This is a genomic window from Pseudomonas sp. LB3P31 (genome assembly GCF_054897945.1).
In genome coordinates this window covers 672,766-691,263 of the sequence record NZ_CM142710.1, presented here as the reverse complement: position 1 = coordinate 691,263, position 18,498 = coordinate 672,766, and the positions used below count along the sequence as shown (strand labels likewise).

Annotated in this window: 9 protein-coding genes; 3 read left to right on the top strand and 6 right to left on the bottom strand. The window is 59.7% G+C overall.

Annotated features, from left to right (window positions below; translation table 11 throughout):
- Positions 1-6: 6 nt before the first annotated feature.
- The 3 genes from ACYZTK_RS02905 to ACYZTK_RS02895 all read right to left on the bottom strand — a co-directional run bounded on the left by ACYZTK_RS02905 (position 7) and on the right by ACYZTK_RS02895 (position 3,263).
- Positions 7-1,854, bottom strand: a complete 1,848-nt coding sequence (locus ACYZTK_RS02905; protein ID WP_462013050.1) for an amidohydrolase — start codon at positions 1,852-1,854, stop codon at positions 7-9.
- A gap of 306 nt (positions 1,855-2,160) precedes the next feature.
- Positions 2,161-2,475 (bottom strand): SCP2 sterol-binding domain-containing protein, encoded by a 315-nt coding sequence (locus ACYZTK_RS02900; protein ID WP_008154977.1) that lies wholly within the window; start codon positions 2,473-2,475, stop codon positions 2,161-2,163.
- Positions 2,476-2,552: 77 nt separating this feature from the next.
- Positions 2,553-3,263, bottom strand: a complete 711-nt coding sequence (locus ACYZTK_RS02895) for a histidine phosphatase family protein (RefSeq protein ID WP_462013049.1) — start codon at positions 3,261-3,263, stop codon at positions 2,553-2,555.
- A gap of 205 nt (positions 3,264-3,468) precedes the next feature.
- Between ACYZTK_RS02895 and sohB the strand changes: the two genes are divergently transcribed.
- Together sohB and ACYZTK_RS02885 are read left to right on the top strand one after the other, a co-directional pair.
- Entirely contained in the window at positions 3,469-4,491 is a 1,023-nt protein-coding gene (gene sohB / locus ACYZTK_RS02890; RefSeq protein WP_462013048.1) for a protease SohB, read from the top strand.
- Positions 4,492-4,629: 138 nt separating this feature from the next.
- Entirely contained in the window at positions 4,630-8,478 is a 3,849-nt protein-coding gene (locus ACYZTK_RS02885; RefSeq protein WP_462013047.1) for a dermonecrotic toxin domain-containing protein, read from the top strand.
- A gap of 35 nt (positions 8,479-8,513) precedes the next feature.
- Here the strand turns inward: ACYZTK_RS02885 and ACYZTK_RS02880 are convergent, their stop codons facing one another.
- The 3 genes from ACYZTK_RS02880 to ACYZTK_RS02870 form a co-directional block, all read right to left on the bottom strand.
- Positions 8,514-9,008: a DUF934 domain-containing protein gene (locus tag ACYZTK_RS02880; RefSeq protein WP_462013046.1), complete on the bottom strand. Its 495-nt coding sequence runs from the start codon at positions 9,006-9,008 to the stop codon at positions 8,514-8,516.
- Complete coding sequence (locus ACYZTK_RS02875) at positions 8,992-10,650, bottom strand: nitrite/sulfite reductase (protein ID WP_462013045.1); 1,659 nt, start codon at positions 10,648-10,650, stop codon at positions 8,992-8,994. Before ACYZTK_RS02875 ends, ACYZTK_RS02880 begins: the two co-directional genes overlap by 17 nt.
- A gap of 479 nt (positions 10,651-11,129) precedes the next feature.
- On the bottom strand, positions 11,130-11,351 hold the full coding sequence (locus tag ACYZTK_RS02870; RefSeq protein ID WP_462013044.1) for a DUF2970 domain-containing protein: 222 nt from the start codon (positions 11,349-11,351) through the stop codon (positions 11,130-11,132).
- A 170-nt stretch (positions 11,352-11,521) separates the two neighbouring features.
- On the opposite strand from ACYZTK_RS02870, the gene ACYZTK_RS02865 reads away from it, so the two are divergent.
- A complete protein-coding gene (locus ACYZTK_RS02865) occupies positions 11,522-18,484 on the top strand; it encodes an NEL-type E3 ubiquitin ligase domain-containing protein (RefSeq protein WP_462013043.1) in 6,963 nt (2,320 codons plus the stop codon).
- The last annotated feature ends 14 nt before the right edge of the window (positions 18,485-18,498 follow it).

Sequence of the window (18,498 nt, the reverse complement as noted above, 5' to 3'; positions counted from 1 at the left end):
GCGTTCTTAAAAGGCAAAGCACGAACAGCCAAACGCGCCCCAGAATCCCTGGAAATCACTGACCGGTGCCGAGGATAATCGCGCTCTTTCGTGGCTGTGGGCATGTACCGCACACGCGCCCACACATTGATGAACCTGGGCTGTCATCGGCGCCAATGGTCGCCAGTGGCCGGGCACAGTCACCACCGGTGACCAGTCAGGCACCACCGGCACCGGCGGTGGACCCAGCTTGGCGAACTCGGCGCTGCCGTAGACGATCTTGCCGTCGACGATGGTCAGTACCGACTCGATCCATTTCACCGCGTCATCTTCAATGTGGAAATAGTCGGCCGACAAGGCGATCAGGTCCGCCAGTTGCCCGACCTTGATCTGGCCTTTCTTGCCCTGCTCCGAGGAAAACCACGCACTGCCATGGGTGAACAGCTCCAGCGCGGTGTCGCGGCTCAAACCCTGCGGATACAACTCCAGACCACCGACGGTGCGCCCGCTGACCAGCCAATAGAGCGACGTCCAGGGGTTGTAGCTCGACACCCGGGTAGCGTCGGTGCCCGCGCCCACCGGAAGACCTTCGGCGAGCATGCGCGCGATGGGCGGCGTGTGTTCGGCGGCCTTGGCGCCGTAGCGGTCAACAAAATACTCGCCCTGAAACGCCATGCGGTCCTGGATCGCGATACCGCCGCCCAGTGCTTTCACCCGCTCGATATTCTGTGGGGTAATGGTTTCGGCGTGGTCGAAAAACCATGGCAGGCCATCGAACGGGATGTCGCGGTTGACCTTCTCAAACACGTCGAGCATGCGGCTGATCGACTCGTTGTAGGTGGCGTGCAGGCGGAAGGGCCAGCGCTGTTCCACCAGATGGCGGACCACCGGTTCCAGCTCCTGCTCCATGGTTTGCGCCAGGTCGGGGCGCGGTTCGAGGAAGTCTTCGAAGTCGGCAGCGGAGAACACCAGCATTTCCCCAGCACCGTTGTGCCGCAGAAAGTCATCACCCTGGCCATACCGTGAGGTGCTGGTCCAGTTCTTGAAGTCGGTCAGCTCTTCCTTGGGCTTCTGGGTGAACAGGTTATAGGCAATGCGCACCGTGAGTTGCTTGTCCCGGGCCAGTTGCTGGATGACCTGATAGTCGTCCGGGTAATTCTGGTAGCCACCGCCGGCATCGATGGCACTGGTAACGCCCAGGCGATTGAGTTCGCGCATGAACTGGCGGGTCGAGTTGACCTGATACTCCAGCGGTAGCTTGGGCCCCTTGGCCAGGGTCGAGTACAGGATCATCGCATTGGGGCGCGCGATCAGCATGCCGGTGGGATCGCCATTGGCGTCGCGCTGGATCTCGCCACCCGGCGGGTTGGGCGTATCGCGGGTATAACCGACTACCTTCAACGCGGCCCGGTTGAGCAGGGCACGATCGTAGAGGTGCAGAACAAACACCGGGGTGTCCGGTGCAGCCCTGTTCAATTCATCAAGGGTGGGCAGGCGTTTCTCGGCAAACTGGAATTCGTTCCAGCCCCCGACCACACGCACCCACTGCGGCGTCGGCGTGCGGTCAGCCTGGTCCTTGAGCAGGCGCAAGGCATCGACCAGCGACGGCACGCCTTCCCAGCGCAGTTCCAGGTTGTAATTCAAGCCACCGCGAATCAAGTGCAGGTGCGAGTCGTTGAGGCCGGGGATCACCGTGCGACCGTGCAGGTCGATGATCTGCGTGCCGGGGCCTTGCAGAGCCATGGCTTGGGCATCGCTGCCCACCACCACAAAGCGCCCGTCCTTGATCGCCACGGCGCTGGCCTGGGGTTTCTTGCGGTCGACGGTGTGCAGTCGGCCGTTGTACAAAATAAGGTCGGCGGGGTTATCGGGCATGGTTTTACTCCCTGCAAACAACGGACTGACCCAGGCACCGACGGCGCCCTGCCGAAAGGCCTTGCAGTACACGACGGCGGTTAAATCCGTCGTGGTCGTCAGGTGGGCTCATGGCAGTGCTCTCCGCGTGGCTCCTGGGGCAAGAAGCGAGGCCAAATGCGGATGTCTGACGCATGCGGCCAGAAAGAATATAGACCGCAAATCCAGCGATGGCCTTTTCACCCGGGCGAAAACGACAAATCCCGCCTCGAAGGGCGGGATTCGTTTGCAGCCAGGCGCAGCCCCCGAAAGTCGGGAGCCCGTCGCTTAGGCCGGGAACAGCTCGGACAGTTTCATCGCCAGCATCATGTCGCCTTCAGCGCGCAATTTGCCGCCCATGAACGCCTGCATGCCGTCGGTCTCGCCGCTGACGATGCCTTCCAGGGTTTCGCCGTCCATCACCAGGGTCACCTGGGCGTCCGGGTTTTCGCCTTCCTGCAGCTCGCAGGTGCTGTCCTTGACGATCAGCGAGAAGTTCTTGGTGTCGTCGATGCGGAAACCGAATACCAGGTCCAGACCGGCAGCAGCGGCTGGGTTGAACTTGGCTTTCATTGCTTGTACGGCATCAGCTACGGAGGTCATGATTCGATCCTTTTCTTGGGAATTACAGCTGGGAATTACAGTTGGGTGATGACAGCCAGGGTCACAATAATCCGGACTCAGCGGAAAGTGATGAGTTCCGGGGCCTTCAACAGTTGCAGGTGCGCATGACTGTTGAAGGAAGCCAGGGCCACCTCGCGTCCACGGAACTTCAAGTGGTTGAGCGAGGTGTTGACGATTTGCCAGTTCAGTTCAAAGGCCTGGCGGGCAGGCATTTGCGTGATCAGGTGGAGCAGGGCGGTGATGGTCCCGCCGGAGGTGAACACGGCGATTTTCTGAGTGTTGTCAGCGGTTTCGAGGATTCGGTGCAGGCCGGCCCGAACCCGCTCGACAAAACCCAGCCAGCTTTCCAGGCCCGGTGTGTCGTAGGTGCCGGCGAGCCAGCGCTCGATGATCAGCGCGAAAATACGCTGGAATTCGCCGCGGTTTTGCGCGGCGTTGCGCAAGATGTGCAGCGCTTCGGGTTCGTCCGGCAGCAGTTCCGGCAGCAACGCGCGGATCACTGCATCGGCATCGAATTCATTGAATGCAGCATCAGTTTCCAGAACAGGCACGGGCAAGCCGACTGCGGCGAACTGATCCAGGGCACCGGTGGCGGTATCCTGCTGGCGGCGCAGGTCGCCTGCCAGGCAGCGATCAAAGCTCAGACCCAGTGCAGCCAGGTGCTGGCCGAGGATTTGCGCCTGGCGGATACCGGTCGGCGACAGGACGTCATAGTCGTCTGCACCAAATGAGGCCTGGCCATGTCGAATCAGATAGATGCTGCCCACGTCCGCTTCATCCCGCTACGTTGAAGGTCTGGCGAGGTTATGGGGATGACGGGGTGCTGTCAATGAAAAAACATACGCTTGTTTGAAATGCCGGTTGCCTGCCTGTTACCACAGGTTTCACGGCTGGCCGACAAGGCGGCGCATGGGTATGCTGGGCGTAACCCCGCGCGTGGTAAATGCCGCGCTTAGCAATGAAGGAGTCCCTGTGGAGTTTTTTGCCGAGTACGCCAGTTTCCTGGCCAAGACCGTGACACTGGTGGTCGCCATTCTGGTGGTCCTGGCCAGCTTCGCGGCATTGCGCAGCAAGGGCCGACGCAAATCGGCCGGGCAGTTGCAGGTCAGCAAGCTGAATGATTTCTATAAGGGCCTGCGCGAACGCCTGGAGCATACCTTGCTCGACAAGGACCAGCTCAAGGCGCTGCGCAAGTCCCAGGCCAAGGCCGAGAAAAAGCAGAAAAAGAAACCCGAGGCCAAGCCACGGGTATTCGTGCTGGATTTCGATGGCGACATCAAGGCCTCCGCCACTGAAAGCCTGCGTCACGAGATCACCGCCTTGCTGACCCTCGCCACCCCCAAGGATGAAGTGGTGCTGCGCCTGGAAAGCGGCGGCGGCATGGTCCACAGCTACGGCCTGGCATCCTCGCAACTGGCGCGCATCCGTGACGCCGGCGTGCCCTTGACCGTGTGCATCGACAAGGTGGCGGCCAGCGGCGGCTACATGATGGCGTGCATCGGCGAGAAGATCATCAGCGCGCCGTTCGCCATCCTCGGCTCCATCGGCGTGGTCGCGCAGCTGCCCAATGTCAATCGCCTGCTGAAGAGGCATGACATCGACTTTGAAGTGCTGACTGCCGGCGAATACAAACGCACCTTGACCGTGTTTGGCGAGAACACCGAGAAAGGCCGGGAGAAATTCCAGGAAGACCTGGACATCACCCATCAGCTGTTCAAGAACTTCGTTGCGCGTTATCGCCCGCAGTTGGCGATCGATGAGGTGGCCACTGGCGAGATCTGGCTGGGCGTTGCGGCGCTCGACTTGCAGCTGGTGGACGAACTCAAGACCAGCGATGAGTACCTGTCCGAGCGGGCGAAGAAATCCGAGCTGTACCACCTGCATTATGCCGAACGTAAAAGCCTGCAGGAGCGCATTGGCATGGCGGCCAGCGGATCGGTCGATCGGCTGCTGCTGAGCTGGTGGAGCCGGTTGACGCAACAACGATTCTGGTAATACCTGCAACTGACTAGTGGCCTCTTTCACAGTGATGCAGTGAAAGGGGCCGTTTTATTTCTGGCGATAGATATGTAGGGCAGTTAAAAAAAATCGCTCGATAAGCTGACGATCTTTATCGGTGTCGAGTGATCAACCATGCCTGTTCAACCCGCAACGCCCAGCCCCCCTTTTTTGTCCGAGCTCAAACCTGTACTTGACCTGGCCCTGCCGCAGACGCCTGGGGAGTTTGGCGAGCGCCTGATCAAGCAGAAGTGGGGGGCCGACATTGATCCACGCACGGCCCTGCTGGTCACCCTCCATTACCAATTCAAGGGGCACCCTGCACTGGACGGGGTCGAGCAGGGACAGGTAGCGAGTTCCCGTTCACTGCTGCAGACGCTGTTGTCGAACTATCAGACCGTGGGTGACGGTCGCTTCGCCGAGAACGCCTTCGGTCTGTACTCGCCGCCTGATATCGGCCCTTGCGTGCAAATTGTGCAGAAGGTCGACGAGTTTGCTGATCACGGTAGCGGCAATCACCTGACATATGAAGGCATCTATCGCCAGACCCTCCCGCAGACCTACGGGCCGCTGACACAGTTAAACCTGCGGCCTGACGCTTTCAAGCAATGGGTTTGGGAACTCGAGTTGAAGAGTCTGTATGCAACCTACCTTGAACAGGCCTGGCCCAACGATGAGGTGCTCCTTGCAGGCCGGCCCTGCAGCTTGAGGACCTCGGTCAGGGCAGCGTATGTCATGGCAGCGTGGTTGCAGTGGCATGAACAACGCCTGAGCCAGCAAGGTCTGGAACTGGCGCTGGGGGCGGCGGGCCTGCCATCTGGGCAGCGTTGGCAAACGCTTACTCTAGATGACCTGCAGTTGCCGGCCCGGGTCCCATCGTCGATCAAATTTGGCCGTTTGAAACTTTACCGTTACAGCGCCAACGATATCTGGTCGTTTCGCGACACCGCCAGCCCCCGGGTGCTGCTGTACATCCCCGGTAATTCTTCGCCACTGCATGAGTTCGCCGATGCCAGCGAGCTGCATCGGTGGGTGGTCACGCAGGGCAGGGTGGATGAAACCAGACAGGCCTTGGCGTCGCACTTCGCCGAGGGCGATCGCCAGGACGGTACTTTTCATGCCGGCGTGCTGACGGCTTTGGAGGCTATGTCGCAATTTCCCGCCAAACACTGGTTGAGCAACAATGCCGGCTTTTTCAATAACGATGGTTATTGGAACCCGAGCGAGTATATCGACTTTGACGACCCTGCCAAGGACGTCGACCCCTTTGCGCGCCTGGTGCTGAGCATGAAGCAGGCCGCCCGGGCCAGCGTGGAGAGCATTCACGACGACGCACAGGTCAATCGCGATAACCTGAGTGCAGTCGTTGAGCCGTTGGTGCAGTGGATCAACCAGTTTGGCCCACTTGCGCTGTTCGTGCCGGGAGGCGAAGGTGTGTTGGCGCTGGCTGGACTGATTGACGCTGGGTACGGGCTGGACCAGGCGCTAGACGGCAAAACTCCCGGCGAACGTTCCGCGGGGGTTACTCGTACGGTGTTTGGCTTGCTCAATGCACTTCCCGTAGTGGGGGCTGTGCTGGAGGGTGAAGCAGCGGAGGCCGCAAGGGGCCCGCAGCGAGAGACTGGGCGCGAAACTCCTGGGCTGGAGCAGTCCGACAGGCCTGCGTCGCCACCGACCACTGCACCGCAAACCGCAGGCCATGCGCCGACAACACGCCTGCAATTGCTGCGCGGTCTTGGCTCTTCGGTGGCGTCCTTCAGTGATGAGGTGCTGGCACAGATTGGCAAGGTGTGTGCCATTGATGACGACATGCTGCGCCTGATGCAGGCGGGTCGCCCACCGACGCCGTTGCTGGCAGACACCATCAATCGCTTCAAGCTCGACCAGGAGCTCGGCCCCTCGGCCAGCGCAGCCCTCTTCAACAGCCGGTACGCAGCGTTGCAGCAGTCGGAGCATGAGTGGGTCCGGCTGTTCCAGCAGCAATACCCTGGCCTGCCCAAATGCGCCATCGAACAGATGCTCGACCGCCATGGTGTCGATGTCCTGCGGCTGCCCGAAGCCGTGGAGAGCCACCAGTTGTTGGCTCAACTGGACAGCAAGGCCCGCCAGTATCAACAGCACGTGCGGCTCAATCATGCTTATGAAGGGTTGTACCTGCGGTCGGCAGCGAACGCCGACTCTGACCGGCTGGCATTGCATTCGCTGAAAAATCTGCCCGGCTGGCCGCGCGACCTGCGGTTGGAGATCCTTGATGGTTCGCCATCGGGACGGGTGATTGATCGTTGTGGACCCCTCGATGCGGCTCATTTCCGGCAGATCATCAAGGTCGATAGCAGCTACTTGCACAATGGCCAGCCCACTGACTTCTTCGATGCCGTCCTCGGCATGCTGACAGACGACGAACGTTCGGCATTGCATCTCACAGCACCTGATGCCATCAGGGCATTGCGGATCAAACTCGGCGATCAGGCCATATCCCGCAGCGAAACACTGCTCGGCCTGCAGAGGCTGGACGCCGGCATGACGTTCGAGCCCGCCGGGCTCCGCGGAGGCGGCTATCCCCCCACAGCGCAGGGGCAGGCGCTGCAATTACGGATGCACAAGCTGCAGCTGAGGAATGCTTATCCGGACATCAGCGAGGCCGACATGGATCAGTTGATACAAAACGCCGGTGAATTCGTGCAGGCGTATATCGATCGGCTGAACCTGGAGCTGGAGCAGCTGCACATCGACCTGAACTACTGGATCGACCAGGTGACGCAGGATATCCAGGAAATGGACATCACTGTTCTCGACATGGCTGACGAGGAGGCCGCAGGCATGACCGAGGAGCAAGTCGCCCAACAAAATACCCACGTCATGCAAATCGCTGTAGATCAAGAGCGCGGGGTTCGCAGGGAGCTCGCCGAGGAGTTGGTTGCCATCTGGCAAAAACGCGGCCCGGTGCAGGACCGTTTGTATGCAGACGGGCGCATTCGCGGCGTCAGGCTGGTGCTCGACTTCGAGGATTATCATCGATTACCCACCCTGAGCATCAGGTTTAATGATGTGATCGAAATGTCGATGCGTGGTTTTCACCTGACCGTACCGCAAACCCTGAACGGATTTCTCCAGAGCTTTCCAAACCTCGAAGCACTGAATCTGGAAAGGCTGGACTTGAGTCATTTCTTCGTGGGAACTGAAGGGCGCGCCTTGCCGCCGGTGATTGGCCAATTGAAACACCTGACTTCACTCAACTTGCGCGCCACCGAGCTGGTCTTCAATTCGCATGCGGCTTCGCAACTCTGCGATCTGACTAACTTGCAGATCCTCGACCTGAGCGACAACCCTTTGGAAGTACCACCGGTGTTATTGGGAATGAGCAACTTGCGCAAGCTCAACCTGAGGAACACCCGAATCACCCGTTGCCCGTTAGGAATACCGGATGAGCCGACTTTCACTTTCCTTGATCTAAGCCATAACCAGATTACCCGTATTCCCCAGGCGGTGCTGAATCAGTCCATCGCCAGGGACAGGGTGCTGCTGTGGAACAACCCGCTGACCGATGAGGACACTCTGCAGCGATTAGTTGCACATCGTGCGCGCACCGGCATCAATCTGTGGTTGAGCACACCTGATAATCACTATGCAGATCCCGCCACCTGGCTGCACGGAGTTCAAGCAACACAGCGCGATGCCCGGCTGCAGATCTGGCAGCGAACGGCACTCAAGCCTGCAGGTGCAAGACTTCTGGGCAGCATGAACACGCTCAGCCTGACTGCGGAGTTTCGCATCAGTTACCTGGACCTGCAGGTTCGGGTATGGCGGCTGTTGACGGAAGCCGATGCCTCGCCGGAGTTCTGGGGCAGATTGACTCAAGACGTGCCGTTGGGACGTGACGCTCTCGACAGCCCTATGGCGGTACTCAGTGCCCTGGAGGGCCGGGCGCGGCTGTTCAATGATTGGGTGGCGCTGGGACGACCGTTTCCGATCAGGGAGAATTGATGCATGACCCCGTCAGGGGTCATGACTTTACATTTTCAGCGGCGACGGAACAGCGGCAGCGGTTCGTCAGTGGCGGCCTGATAGGTCACCGAGAAGTCCTTGAGGCTTTCCAGCGCTTCGTACGGGTCTTTGTCAGCGCGCAAGGCGAAGGCATCAAAGCCGCAGCGGCGCAGGTAGAACAGTTGATCGCGCAGCACATCGCCGATCGCCCGCAGTTCGCCCTTGAAGCCGTAGCGGTCGCGCAACAGACGCGCGTTGGAATAGTTGCGACCGTCGGTGAAGGCAGGGAAGTTCAAGGCGATCACCTGAAACTGGTCCACGTCTTCAGCGATTTCTTCCGCTTCTTCATCCGCATCCAGCCACACACCGAGGCCGCCATCGCGGGCCTTGAGCATGCGGCTGTGTTCGCGCCACAGCTGTAACGGGACGATCAGGTCGTCGCAGTTGCTGATTTCGTCGATGTTGAAATCCTTGGGCAACAGGTGCCAGGTTTCGTCGACGACTTCGTTGTTCTTAATGATTCGCTGCATAGACGCGCTCCTTGAAGAGGTCGATGCCAATACGCTGGTAGGTGTCGATGAAGCGCTCGTCTTCGGTACGTTGTTCGACGTACACGTTGATCAGCTTTTCGATCACATCAGGCATGGCTTCCTGGGCGAAGGACGGGCCGAGGATCTTGCCCAGGCTCGCATCGCGGCTGGCGCTACCACCCAGGGAGACCTGGTAGAACTCTTCGCCTTTCTTGTCCACGCCGAGAATACCGATGTGGCCAACGTGGTGGTGACCACAGGCGTTCATGCAGCCGGAGATGTTCAGGTCCAGTTCGCCGATGTCGAACAGGTAGTCCAGGTTGTCGAAACGACGCTGGATCGATTCGGCGATCGGGATCGACTTGGCGTTCGCCAGGGAGCAGAAATCACCCCCCGGGCAGCAGATGATGTCGGTCAGCAGGCCAATGTTCGGCGTGGCGAAACCTTGCTCGCGCAGTTCGCCCCACAGGGTGAACAGCTGGGCCTGCTCAACGTCGGCGAGGATGATGTTCTGCTCGTGGGAGGTGCGCAGCTGGCCGAAGCTGTAGCGCTCGGCCAGGTCGGCCACTGCGTCCAGCTGTTTGTCGGTGATGTCGCCCGGTGCTACGCCGGTCGGTTTCAGGGACAGGGTCACGGCGACATAACCCGGCTTCTTGTGCGCCAGGGTATTGCGGGTACGCCAGCGGGCGAAACCTGCGTGTTCCTTGTCGAGGTCAGCGAGCGCTTGCGCCTGGTTGTCCAGGGACTTGTAGTCTGGATCAACGAAGTGTTTGGCTACGCGATGCACTTCATCCTCGGTCAGCGTGGTCTGGCCACCGCGAAGGTGTTCCATTTCCGCGTCGACTTTTTGCGCGAAGACTTCTGGGGTCAAGGCCTTGACCAGGATCTTGATCCGCGCCTTGTACTTGTTGTCACGACGGCCGTAGCGGTTGTAGACGCGCAAGATAGCATCGAGGTAGCTCAACAGGTCCTGCCACGGCAGGAATTCGTTGATGAACGCGCCGACCACCGGCGTACGGCCCAGACCGCCGCCGACCAGTACGCGGAAACCCAACTCACCCGCTGCGTTGTGCACCGGCTCCAGGCCAATGTCATGCACTTCGATGGCGGCACGGTCCGAGGTCGATCCGTTGATCGCGATCTTGAATTTGCGCGGCAGGTAGGCAAATTCCGGGTGGAAAGTGGTCCACTGGCGCACGATTTCGCACCACGGGCGCGGATCGATCAGCTCGTCGAACGCAACGCCGGCGAACTGGTCGGTGGTGACGTTGCGCAGGCAGTTGCCGCTGGTCTGGATCGCGTGCATCTGCACGGTAGCCAGTTCGGCAAGAATATCCGGGATGTCTTCCAGCGCCGGCCAGTTGAACTGCACGTTCTGCCGGGTACTGATGTGGGCGTAGCCCTTGTCATAGTCGCGGGCAATTTTCGCCATCATTCGCGTCTGGCGCGAAGTCAGTTGGCCATAAGGCACCGCCACCCGCAACATCGGCGCAAAACGCTGGATGTAAAGGCCATTTTGCAGGCGCAGGGGGCGGAATTCTTCTTCGCTCAGCTCGCCTGCCAGATAGCGTCGGGTCTGATCACGGAACTGCTTGACGCGGTCCTCGATGATCCGCTGATCGTACTCGTCGTATACGTACATATAAGTCCTGTTCTCAGGCTTGGGCCGGTCGGTTCCAGCTGCATTCTTGGCTTGCTGAAGCCGATACTGCCTCGGCAATTCTGCGCGCACGGCCGCGCACTCCCAACGGAGCCGGGGCAAGATACCAGTTTGTAGTTATGCGCAAAAGTGATGTTTGAGTATATGTAAAGAACCAAAACGACTAACGAGAATCGTTGTTACCAATCCCTCGTTTGTGGTGTGGGCAATCATCGGCTTTACTGTGAGCGAGTCTTCCTGCAATCACCGATAAAACCGACAAGAGGCGATGCAATGAGCAACCCTACCAAAGCTTCAAAACCTGATAGTACGGTGGATGCCTGGGCCATTTTGTTCCTGATCATCCTGGTCGTTGGAACTGCCGTTTTCTGGGTCAGCCATCAATAAACGGCCTCGTCCGGGCTGGGGGCCGTGTGCGCACGCCGCATCGGTGCAGTTCCTCAGTCCCGGTGCGAACCATGTCAGATGCCTGCCAGATGCAGCACCAGCTTGACGATGACGAACAGCGTCAAGGCGAATACCGCCGTAAACAAAATCCCCAGAATTACAAAGTGACTCGGCTTGCCATGAGTGAAGTCGCGCGCACGATTCTTACCGCTCTGGACCCCGAATGCCGCCGCCAGCACGCTGTGCAACATTTGCCAGAAGGTCGGCGGCTTGTTGTTGTCGACTGGATCGTCCATATACTCCTCGTCATGCCGGTGTGAACCGTAAGCATAGTCAAATAACCGCGCAGGCGAACGCGGCCTTCGGCAGCTGCCCAAGGTTTATGTGTGCCATAACCATGTACCGCCAAGCGCCGCGAGGGCCGTGATTTCCTGATGGTCTACCAACCGTCATCAGGAATTACCCAATGCCCGAGCTCGCCAAACCCATAGACCCTGGATTTCACGTCCCGTTTATCAAGCACCGTCTGCCCGACTGGACTCAACACCTCGCGCCCGCACACATCGACAGCCTGGCCCAGGCCCTGGATCCCGCCCAGGTGTTCGCCAAAAACTACCCGCAACTGTACGCGCAGGCATCACCTGCGATGCGCCTGGCGTTGTACAACAGCCAGGTCAGCAGCAACCGCTCCACCCAGGCGCTGGCCAAGACCCTCAAAGACTTCAAGGGTATAGCCGAATTCGCCAAGCCGCTGCTGACAGAGGCTATGGGCAAGACTTTTGGCCAGTCGCCCGATGTCACCAAGACCGTGCTGTATCACCTGCGTTCGCCCAACCGGGCGGATGAGCAGTTACTGCTGCAGGCCGCTCTGCGCAACTTCGAGACGAACGAGCCGTTTGATGAAGTGTCCCTGCAGGAAACCAGTGCGCTGGCCCCGGCCGGTGCGATGGAAAACGAACTTTACGATAAGCGTGACAGATACCCGTTCTGGAGTACGCGCTACAAGATTCGCGACAAGATGTCGATCAAGCCGGGGGAGTTCGCCAGCCTGTGCCGGCAACTGGACCTGGGCCAGCAGTACCAGGACCACCTGAGCGCCGTGTTCGATGCGCCAGGCACCAGCGCGACGGTGCGTGAACAGACGATCACCGCGAACAAGGACCGCATGCGCCTGCAGGCGCATATTGCGCGGATGAAATCGGACCTCAGTGAATCGGCGTATGCCACATTGCTGGCGGTTCTCGATGGCAGCCCTGATCCAAGGATCGATGGGAAATCGGTGGCTTGCAGCCAATTGACGGCACTGGGTTCGCAGTTGAGCGATGTGTTGATCATCGGTCCGCAAACCCGCAAACCCACCTCGACCCTGGAAGATATCGCAGAGGTGTTTCTACCGGTATCCGTCTGGAGCATGGCAGTCGATGCCAATGCGCGAATCATTGTCTACATGCCGGGCGATCCGCGGTGCCCGATCATGGAGTTCCCGTCACTCGCTGCGTTTGCCAAGGACCTGGCCATCCGCCTACGCTCGGGAAGCTTCCAGCGTTTTATCGCCGGGTTGCTGCCTCAGGACGAGTCGCCAAGGTTTTTCCGCAGGCTCAAAGCCCAGCTCAAAACCCATCGCTGGAATCCGAACCCGGTATACCCAGGCCCGCCGTACAACCCCGCAGCCTTTGTCGATGGCATATACGAGGAGATCTGGAACGAAGACGTCAACCTGGCCCTGAGCGAAACATTCTTCGACGCTGAAGTGTTCGGTGCGCGCTACGAAGCTCACCTTGCCAGGATCAAGTCAAATGCCCGGTTGCTGGCAATTCCGACCGCTGCGGTCGATCACCAGGCGTGGATCGAACGCCTGGAACACTTGGCCGAGTGGGGCCTTAACGTACTCAACGTCGCCGCCTTTTTTGTTCCGGGCCTGGGCGAAATGATGCTGGTGGTGGCCGCAGTACAATTGGGTAATGAAGTTTACCAGGGGGTGGAAGCGTGGAAGGAGGGCGATGCCGAAGAGGCCTGGGGTCACCTCAAGTCGGTCATGGGAAACGTGGCCTTCATGGCGGTCCTCGGTGCGCTTGCAAGCAAGGCGCCACCGATCACTGCTTCGCGGTTCGTCGACGGGATGCGCACCATCTCCACGCCATTTGGCGAGCTGCGGCTGTGGAATCCTGAGCTCACGGGCTACGAGAGCGGTGTCTCACTCGACCGCGTGACCCCCAACGCGTTGGGGCAATACGAGGTAGGGGGCAAAACCTTTATCAAGCTGGAGGGTAAAACCTACGAGAAAAGCTACGACCCAGCGCTTAAACAGTGGCGGATCAAACACCCTACCGACCCCGCAGCCTTTCAACCGGTCTTGCGACACAATCAGCTTGGTGCCTGGCGCCATATCCATGAGCGTCCACTGGAATGGGATCGCTTGACGCTGTTGCGCCGTATCGGCCCGCAGATGGACGCCTTCTCTGATGCCCAATTGCTGCAGATCGGGGATGTCAGCGGGGTCAGTGATGATGTCTTGCGCCAGATGCATATTGATTATCAAGCCCCGCCGCCGGGCCTTGCAGAGACGATCGCGGCATTCAGGGCGGATCAGCAGGTGGATGAATTGATCGTGGGCCTGCGCAACGGCAGCCACCTCAATAGCGGTGCCGACTTTGTCGTTCCGCTGGCCATGGAACTGCCAAACTGGCCCATTGAGGAAATACTGGAAGTTTTCGAGGGCTCGGAACACTGGGGCACTTCCCAGCGCTACAGTTCTGCCTTGGCGCAGCACAGTGCGAAGCCGACCATCAAGATCACCCGAGCCGAAATCCGTGCCGGGAAACTCCCGCAAACCGTGATTGCTGCGCTTGATGACGAGCAAAAGCTCCAGTTGCTGGGCGCCAGGAGCGCACAAGCCGGCGCGGACCCGGTGCAGATGTTCAGGGACCGACTGGCCAATCAAGCGTTGATCAGGAAAAAGTCGCTGTTCGACCGGCTGCATACCTCTGAGCGTTCGGCAGATGCCGATATCCAGCGCCTGCAGCGCAGTTTTTCTACATTGTCGAACGAGGCCGCCCAGGAAGTACTGGCCAGTTCCAGTGCCAGCGAGCTGTCCCGGTTGCGCAGCAGCGGAAAAATGTCGCTGCGTCAGGCCAAGGCGATTCGTCCGCATATCCAGCAAGCTGCCCTGAACCGCGCATTCTGCGGAATGCAACTGGAGAGCATGGCCTCGGTGGCCAGCGATCGGCTGGCGGTGCACAACCTGCAGCACTTGCCCGGCTGGTCAGCGCAAATGCGCGTGGAAATCCGCGCCGGCTCTATCCGGGGGCCGCTACTGGACAGCGTTGGAAACGAAAGCGCGACGATTCGTCATTACCTGGTCAAGCATGAGGGTTGCTATCGCGCGTTCAACGCCCAGGGCGGGGCGCTCAACAGCATCCCCGCCCACGGCCGCAATCTGTTCGAATCGCTGGTGGAGGTGGCGCCGCCAGCTACCCGGCAGAGCCTGCTGGGTAATCCGGGCCAGGCACTGCAACAGGAACTGGCCAGCTATGCCAGCGCTCATCGCGAGGAAATGTCGCGCGTACTGAACCAACATCCCATCGACGGCCCTGGCCCATCCCTGCGCCTGCCCACAGGCCAACTCGGTTACCTGGCCAGTGGCCGGGGAGAGGGTTTTCCCGATGCGAGCCTGGTCACCAGGGTGCGCGACCTCTACCCCAACATTTCCGAGGCGCAAGCCAGCCAATTTGTCAGGAGTCGTCTGAGCGCCGGGGATAGCCATCAGCAAGTGTTCAATCTCCTGAACAACCGCCAGCGGGAATTCGCGGCTCTGGACCAACAGTTGAATGCCTGGATCGGCACTGGAGCCGGCCAGGCTGCGCGCAGGATGCAGGTGGAAAAGATACTCCGGTGCTGGCGCTCCGGCCTGTATCGAGGGCAGGAACCCGCCTTTGAGCTCGACTTGCGCGGGGCTGATGCATTGCCCGAATGGACTGCTGATTTCAGCCATGTGCGCACGGTTCGACTCAATAGCAGCCAGCTTACCGATGCCTCCGGAGTGACGGTCCTGGAAAAATTCGCGCAAGTGAAAAAACTCGACATCACCGTGCAAGGCCAGGATATTGCTGCCCTGGCCGGGAAGCTCGGTGAGTTGACCGCTATAACCGAATTGAACCTCAACGGAGTAGCTCAGGTTTATACATCCGAGTTTCTGCAGGCGCTTGAGGGCATGACGCAGCTGGAGACTCTGTCGCTTGAAGGCGATGGGGTCGCGATGGACTTCAGCAAATTGACGAACCTGCGCTCCCTGCGCCTGGCAGGCCAACCGGACAGATGGCCCACTGGAGTATTGAACCTGCCCAGGCTTGAAGCCCTGGACTTGCAGGCCGTTAAAATTCAGGAGCTGCCTACCGGGCTGTACAGCGGACATGAGGCGCTGTGGCGTGGTTTGAAGATGAACTGGGGTGCCATGGAGCCGCAAGCTTTCCGCAAGGCCTACACCTATGTCCACGACCACCCGGCCCATTTGGTTCAGGAACCGCAGATGGTTGACCACTACTGTCGTGCGCGCCTGTCATCACTGATGCCGGATGATTACTCTTTCGCTTCCCAGGCGGTGGGCGGGCTAAATGGCAAAGGAGTAATGGGCGTAGCACTGCTGGATCAGGTTGATGCATTGCACCATCAGCGAAGCGCGTTGAATCTGGCGCTGGATGCGTGGCAGAACACGCCTGTCAGGGTGAGTGCCGAAGAGGTGCAATTGCACCATCGTGAGCAGGTTGCCGACAGAGTTCGCGAATGCGCGCGCAACGGGTTGCGCGCCGAGTATGCCCCACGCGAACCCATGGCAGGACCAGCGTGGGCAGCGCCCCTGTATAGGAGCGACGTGCTGGACCTGACCGGGTTTGGGGCAATAGGAGATCTACCCGAGCTGGGCGATACGGTGTTTCCCCATATCCGACGCATGAACCTGAGCGGCATGGGCGTGTCGAGCAGGCAAACCAGCGATTTTCTGCTGGGTTTCCCCAAGCTGACGACTCTGGAACTCAGCGCCAACCGACTGACTGAAATCCCCCAGGCGTTCAGTAAGCTTACGGAACTGACTGCGCTCGATCTCTCGTTCAACGAACTGACGATCACGCCGTTGGCTCAGTCCCGGTTGAACGGCTTGATATCGTTGCGGACGCTGAACCTTGCCTACAATCGGGTCGGCGCCCTGGACGTCAGCTCGATGACCAACCTGCAAAGCCTGTACCTGGGGCATACCCGCCTGACGGCATGGCCCGAAGGCGTAATGTCGCTGCCCCAATTGCACCGTCTAGCCCTGAATAATAGCGCCGTCACCACCGTCCCGGTGGCTGCAATGACCGGCCATGATCGACTCCTCGGTATCACCTCGCTGCAAGGTTGCCGGCTGAGCCCGCAAGGTTTGGCGGCAGTACGCGCCTATGCGCAACGCACGCCCTCCCAAACCCCGATGGGGATTACCCGGGCGCAACTGGCAGCAGGTCGAACCGGTGGCGATCCCGAATTCTTTCCGGTGGAAGCATCGGAGCGCCCCGACCTTTTATTGTCGCTGGAGGTGACGCGCGGTGACACGCCCGGGACATCGGCTGCTCGACTGCAGCGCCTTGATCCTCAACTGTCCGAGGACGAGGCCGTCGGGCTTATAGATGGATGGCTCGAGCGAGGAATGGGCGCGCCTGAAATTGAAAACCGCATCGTCGAATGGGAAGCGCAACACACTCAATTGCTCAAAAGCCTGAATGACTGGATAGATGTCCCGGCTTCGCGCCACGGCCGCACCTGGATCAATGCGCTGGACCGCCGCCGTGCGACTGATAAATTGCTGGAAAGCTGGCGCAGCACGTTACGAGACGCCCCTGGGGGCGAGGGCGCATCGCCGGGTACGGTTATTGATTTTACCGGCCTGATCATCGGCGACCTGCCGGCCATGCCGTTCACGTTCAATCATGTCGTCGAGCTGGACCTGACAAGGGTTGGGCTCACGACCAACTCGGATGCGTTCCTGCGCTCATTTCCCCGTCTGCGCAGTCTTACACTCGATCACAACGGTCTGGGCAGCTTGCCGGAAGCGGTGACGCGCTGTGCAGATCTCACCCGGTTAAACCTGGTTTATTGCGATATCCGCGCCAGTGCGCCGTTGCAGCGCCAGCTCCGCTCGATGCCGCGCTTGCAGTGGCTGAACCTGGGTGAGAACCAGTTGTGGGAGTTCGATATGACTGGCCTCGACCAACTGCATACCCTGGATCTGCATAGCAACAATCTGCGTGAGTGGCCGACAGGGGTGCTGGAAGCGCCAGCACTGTCAACGCTGGACCTGGCGGGCAACCAGATCTCGACCATACCTGCAGCGGCATTGCGGCCCGAACATGCAAACCTGATGGCCGGTACCAGTCTGCTCGATAACGTACTGGAGTCGGACGAATTCATCCGTTTGCAGGAGTACCTTGGCGAAACCGGACGAGGGTTGGGGTTCACCGCCAGGGAGATCGACGACCGGCTGGCGGATTTCGATTCTGCAGAATCTTCGGATGAAGGTGAGGGCGATGTGCATCCCGATCGAGAGACACCCACTGCGCAAAAGGACCGCTGGTTCGATGGAGTGCCGGCTGATTCGGACAAGCACGCAATGTGGCAGGCCGTGATGGCGCAGGACACCACCGAGGACTTTGCCTACATTCTTTCGCAACTGCGGCACACCCAGGACTTTCGCGTTGATCGCCTGGGCCTGACGCAACGGGTCTGGCGCGTCCTCGAATCGGCTTATGGAGATGAGGCGTTGAGCCATCGCCTGATGGGCCTGGCGAAAGCGTTGCGGCATCGGGCGACCTGTGGCGATGGCCGAATCCTGTTGTTCAACGAACTGGAAGTCGAGGTCTTCGAGTACGAAGCCCTGAAGTCGATTACCCCGGAACACAAGGGTCGCGAGTTGCTTAAGCTGTCCCGACGCCTGTTTCGCCTCGCTCAGGTCGAGGAGGTCGCACGGACCAGGATCGAGGCCCACCCAAGTATTGATCCGGCGGAAATTCGCCTGGCCTATCGCATCGGGCTGGCGCAACGCCTTGACCTGCCCAGCCAACCGCAAGGCATGCTCTATGGCAACCTGGCGCAGGTGACCGCTGCGGATCTCGACCAGGCGTATACCAAAATCATTGCCGAGGAACAGACCGCCGAGTTCAACGAGCAACTGATGGTGCGTGAGTACTGGAGGGATTTCCTGGAGGAAAAATACCCGACCGAGTTCACCCGGGTACAGGAAAACTTCCAGGCCAAAGGCACTGCGCTTGAAGACAAATATCCCGAGTTCAATCAGGCGTACTTCCAGGAACTGGAAGCCCTGGAAGCCGACAACAGGGTCAATCGTCAGAACCTGCTGAGCGAACTCACTTCCCGTGAGTTGGCCCAGCAGGCCACTACGAGCTGATCTTCAGCGGACAA

What these genes read in the sequence shown, in the direction of transcription:
- ACYZTK_RS02900 (WP_008154977.1), bottom strand. Translation starts at nt 2,475, where the DNA reads ATGACCTCCGTAGCTGATGCCGTACAAGCAATGAAAGCCAAGTTCAAC.
- ACYZTK_RS02875 (WP_462013045.1), bottom strand. Translation starts at nt 10,650, where the DNA reads ATGTACGTATACGACGAGTACGATCAGCGGATCATCGAGGACCGCGTC.
- ACYZTK_RS02905 (WP_462013050.1), bottom strand. Translation starts at nt 1,854, where the DNA reads ATGCCCGATAACCCCGCCGACCTTATTTTGTACAACGGCCGACTGCAC.
- ACYZTK_RS02885 (WP_462013047.1), top strand. Translation starts at nt 4,630, where the DNA reads ATGCCTGTTCAACCCGCAACGCCCAGCCCCCCTTTTTTGTCCGAGCTC.
- ACYZTK_RS02865 (WP_462013043.1), top strand. Translation starts at nt 11,522, where the DNA reads ATGCCCGAGCTCGCCAAACCCATAGACCCTGGATTTCACGTCCCGTTT.
- ACYZTK_RS02880 (WP_462013046.1), bottom strand. Translation starts at nt 9,008, where the DNA reads ATGCAGCGAATCATTAAGAACAACGAAGTCGTCGACGAAACCTGGCAC.
- ACYZTK_RS02870 (WP_462013044.1), bottom strand. Translation starts at nt 11,351, where the DNA reads ATGGACGATCCAGTCGACAACAACAAGCCGCCGACCTTCTGGCAAATG.